The following is a 967-nucleotide window of genomic DNA, read 5'->3' as shown; positions in this document are numbered from 1 at the left end:
CGTGGCCGGCCTTGATGCTGCAGGTGCGGTAATTATGCGCCGACGAATGACGCGTGAAGGGTTGATCAAGTTTGTCTCGAAGCTGCCGCAATGCGTGGTAGCGATGGAAGCGTGCTGCGGCGCACATTTTCTGGCCCGGACATTCCAGTCGCATGGTCATTCGGTGCGGTTAATGTCGCCGGAATATGTTCAGCCCTACGTCAAAGCGCAGAAGACCGATGATCGAGATGCGGAGGCCATCGCGGAAGCCGCGACCCGGCCAACCATGCGCCTGGTGACGCCAAAAAGCGAAGCTCAGCTCGATTTGCAGATCCTGCACAGGGCGCGTGCAAGGCTGGTTGCGGAGCGGACGCGGTTGACCAACCAACTGCGCGCCGTCCTGTTAGAACGCGGCATAATCCTGCCTCAGCGGCGCGGTCCTCTTATCCGGCGGCTTGATGATCTTATGGGGGGCGATTTGCCAATCAGCGCCAGAATGCTGCGCCTGCTTCGGGACCTGCGCGATGAATGGGCAGAGCTTGACCGCAGGATAGGAGCCTATGACGACGAACTGATGGCCATGACGCGTGAAGATGATCTGGCTCAGCGTCTGGTCACGGTTCCTGGCATTGGGGCGATCAATGCCACGGCACTGGTCGCCGCAGTGGGTGATGCCAGCGCCTTTGCCAAGGGGCGTGATCTGGCCGCATGGCTCGGTTTGACACCACGACAACACTCAACTGGCGGCAAGACCAAAATGCTGGGCATCAGCAAGCGGGGCAACCGCTATCTACGAACCCAACTTATCCACGGCGCACGAGCAGCGATGCGGCACTTCGTCGAAAAGCAAACCGCCATGGGAGTATGGCTACGCAACCTACTTGCCCGTGCGCATCCAAATGTCGTGGTGGTGGCGCTCGCTGCGAAGCTTGCCCGAGTCGCTTGGGCGATCCTTCGGCGCGGTGATGTGTATCAATCGCAGGAAGCA

Annotated in this window: 1 protein-coding gene; it reads left to right on the top strand. The window is 60.1% G+C overall.

Going from position 1 to position 967, the window contains the following annotated elements; genetic code table 11:
- Position 1: 1 nt before the first annotated feature.
- On the top strand, positions 2–967 hold a 966-nt coding region (locus D1223_RS00025; RefSeq protein ID WP_233352982.1), incomplete at its 3' end, for an IS110 family RNA-guided transposase.

This window comes from Henriciella mobilis (genome assembly GCF_003576285.1).
Lineage (GTDB): Bacteria > Pseudomonadota > Alphaproteobacteria > Caulobacterales > Hyphomonadaceae > Henriciella > Henriciella mobilis.
The sequence above is the reverse complement of the archived record's forward strand: the minus strand, read 5'-3'. Positions and strand labels throughout refer to the sequence as shown.